Source organism: Geobacillus sp. FJAT-46040 (assembly GCF_002335725.1).
Lineage (GTDB): Bacteria > Bacillota > Bacilli > Bacillales > Anoxybacillaceae > Geobacillus > Geobacillus thermoleovorans.
The window spans coordinates 966,162-969,242 of sequence record NZ_NISS01000001.1; the positions used below are offsets into that span (position 1 = coordinate 966,162).

Annotated in this window: 3 protein-coding genes and 1 pseudogene; 3 read left to right on the forward strand and 1 reads right to left on the reverse strand. The window is 48.1% G+C overall.

Features of this window, described 5'->3' with window-relative positions; all coding sequences use genetic code 11:
- Nucleotides 1-175 (reverse strand): annotated as a pseudogene (locus CD000_RS05195) (IS701 family transposase); the annotation flags it as partial.
- Between the two features lie 662 nt (nucleotides 176-837).
- Between CD000_RS05195 and CD000_RS19040 the strand changes: the two are divergent.
- The 3 genes from CD000_RS19040 to CD000_RS19045 form a co-directional block, all read left to right on the forward strand.
- Nucleotides 838-1,401: a DUF6431 domain-containing protein gene (locus CD000_RS19040; protein ID WP_096225038.1), complete on the forward strand. Its 564-nt coding sequence runs from the start codon at nucleotides 838-840 to the stop codon at nucleotides 1,399-1,401.
- Between the two features lie 142 nt (nucleotides 1,402-1,543).
- Entirely contained in the window at nucleotides 1,544-2,791 is a 1,248-nt protein-coding gene (locus CD000_RS05205) for an IS481 family transposase (RefSeq protein WP_011229853.1), read from the forward strand.
- On the forward strand, nucleotides 2,784-3,081 hold a 298-nt coding region (locus CD000_RS19045; RefSeq protein ID WP_233130402.1), incomplete at its 3' end, for an ATP-binding protein. The genes CD000_RS05205 and CD000_RS19045, both read left to right, overlap by 8 nt.

Genomic DNA, 3,081 nt, shown 5'->3' on the forward strand with positions numbered 1-3,081 from the left:
GATTCGGATGAAAGCTCCAGTAATGAATATCAGTCAATGTTCCCGAGAATCCCTTGGTGGTCAAGGCATCGACAATATGAATGAGATGCTTGATGACCGGTTTGGAAAGCTGCAGCGTCAACCCCAGCGTGAAGAAAAACTTGTGGATTCCTTGGTGATGTGCTAATCTATTCATGAGACATGAACCTCCTTGTGTGAATGGGTTTTGAGCACATCTATTTTACCCAAGGAGTCCGGTTCATGTCTCCTTTTTTGTTTAGTTGTCAATTTATGTCAGTGAATTTGCTCATCTACAGTCATTAAGTATATTTTTTTACACTATATAAGTTGAAACTTTGTTTTACATCCAGTAGAGCGCCCGCTGCATTCTATCAAAATGACTTGTTATGAAGGAAAACAGAATCAAACAATCGGAAAATCTTTATTGCAACTTATATCGATCCGGCTTACAAGGAAATTCGGCAGACCAACATGGGGAAATTGCATCCTACGGAAGAGGAACAACGGGAGATGGAAATCGGTCCAAACCGGTGCGCCGTTCGGTAGGGAAAAGCCGGCGTTTTCCAATGCCGGCTTTTTTCCTCTCTTTGCGAGTATAATGAAATGGAAGTGAGGAATAGGAGGGAAAAGGATGACAGGGCATCGTTTTCATTACGAACATGCTGAACGATTATTGGATCCGAAGTGTAAATTATCACTTTATTTCCGCACAAAAAAGACTCTTTTTTGCACATTCCTTCGGAATATCCCTCTCCCCCTTTCCGAAAGAATGTGCTAAATTTTTTGTGAATTATTTCGGAATGGGACATGGGTGATTTCCAGAGGGGGGACGAGGACGTGATTCGGTTTCATGACTTTCAGGTCGATGTCCAGACATATGCCCAGCGGGGAAAACAAAACGACTTTCCCCTTCTTAAGCGGTGCCCTCATTGCCAGGCAAAACGCCCTCTTTATCGCCATGGGTACTACGAACGAAATGCCGTGACGTCGCATCAGTCTTATCGCATTTGGATCGCTCGGTATCGCTGCCCGGAGTGCAGGAGGACGGTGGCCGTGTTGCCTTCATTTCTTCTCCCTTATTTTCAGTATACGTTGCCCACCATATGGAGAGTGGTGAAAGAACGGTTGGGCCTGACTCCGAAACGGGGGATGGAGGAGGCTCCACTCCTTCCTACGGATGAAGGGGTTTTATTTTATGTCCGACGTTTATTCCGAAATTTGAACCACCTTCATTGGTTTTTTGCGGAGCGCTGGAGAAAAATTGGTCCTGCCATCGCCCAAGTGAGAGAACGAGCCCTATGGTGGATCCAGACGATGGAGGAGATCGGCCTCTTTTTCGTCATCCAAGAGATATGGGAGCACCGATCGACGCATCTTTTTGCACGTACATTCAGTTCCTGATTTTACTTATATCCCCTTATATGGAATCATTTATAGATTCCACAAACCTTTCCTCTCGACGGTCGGGGGAATGATCCGATAGGATAGAGACAGGATGGACCGATAAGGTCCTAGAATGGGATGAACGAAGGAGGAGATCGAAATGAATGAGTCGATGAGACAGGAGATCGCTTTATTTCGGTATGGATTGATCGCTCCATTGGTGAATGGACAAGTCGATCCAAAAACGTACTTGAAGGAAGTAGCGGAACGGATCCATCAAGTTCCCCACCATGGAGAGAAACGCATCGCCGCCAAAACGATCCTCGACTGGTGCACGCAGTACAAAAAAGGGGGCTTTGAGGCGCTGAAGCCGAAACGACGGTCGGACCGTGGCCATTCCCGGAGGCTGTCACCTGAAGAAGAGGATCACATTTTAGCCCTGAGAAAAAAACACCCCCACATGCCCGTGACGGTGTTTTACCAACACCTTATCGAGCAGGGGGAAATCCAATCCATCTCTTATTTCACTATATACCGACTTTTAAAAAAATACAACCTCGTGGGGAAAGAAATTTTACCGATTCCTGAACGAAAACGATTCGCGTACGATCAGGTCAATGAGCTCTGGCAAGGTGATTTGTCCCATGGCCCGTTGATTCGCGTGAATGGCAAAACGCAAAAAACGTTTTTGATTGCCTATATCGATGACTGCTCGCGGGTCGTGCCGTACGCTCAGTTTTTCTCTTCCGAGAAATTTGACGGGTTGCGGATCGTAACCAAGGAAGCGCTGCTTCGATACGGAAAGCCGAAGCGAATTTACTCGGATAACGGCAAGATTTATCGGGCGGAACCCTTGCAGTACGCCTGCGCGGAGTTAGGGATCACCTTGATCCATACCCAGCCGTACGATCCGCAAAGCAAAGGGAAAATCGAACGATTTTTCCGCACCGTACAGACGCGGTTTTACCCGTTGCTCGAAATGAATTCACCGAAGTCGCTCGAAGAGCTAAACGAGCGATTTTGGAAGTGGTTGGAGGAAGATTACCATCGAAAACCGCATGCCTCGTTGAACGGGAAGACGCCACATGAAGTGTTTCAATCGCAAGTCCATTTGGTGTCGTTCGTCGAGGATTCGGATTGGCTCGACTCGATCTTTTTGAAACGCGAATACCGTAAAGTGAAGGCCGATGGTACGGTCACGTTGAACAAGCAGCTGTATGAAGTTCCGCCCCGGTTCATCGGACAATCGATCGAACTCCGTTATGATGAACAAGGCGTGTATGTGTACGAAGACGGTCAACGGGTCGCCGAAGCGGTCCTTGTTCGCTTCGAGGACAATGCCTATGTGAAACGCCATCGGTCACCGTTTGCGGCGGTTCCGGTAGAGGGAGGCGAAAACGATGTATAAAACGTTTTATTCCCTTTCCCGAGAGCCGTTTTCGAAGGAGACGAATCCACCAGAGGCTTATCAAGGGGCCTCGTATCAAGAGGCCCTCGCCGCTTTGGACTACGTGAAACGAACAAGAGGGATCGGGCTATTGATCGGTGAACCAGGGGCCGGCAAGACATTCGCCCTTCGGGCGTTTAAGGAATCCCTGAATCCGTCACTGTATCACGTCGTTTATTTTCCATTGTCAACGGGAAGCGTGATGGACTTTTATCGCGGCCTTGCCTTCGGGCTCGGGGAAGAGCCGAAAT

Coding starts and splice junctions, on each gene's coding strand:
- CD000_RS05205 (WP_011229853.1), top strand. CDS start 1,544: ATGAATGAGTCGATGAGACAGGAGATCGCTTTATTTCGGTATGGATTG.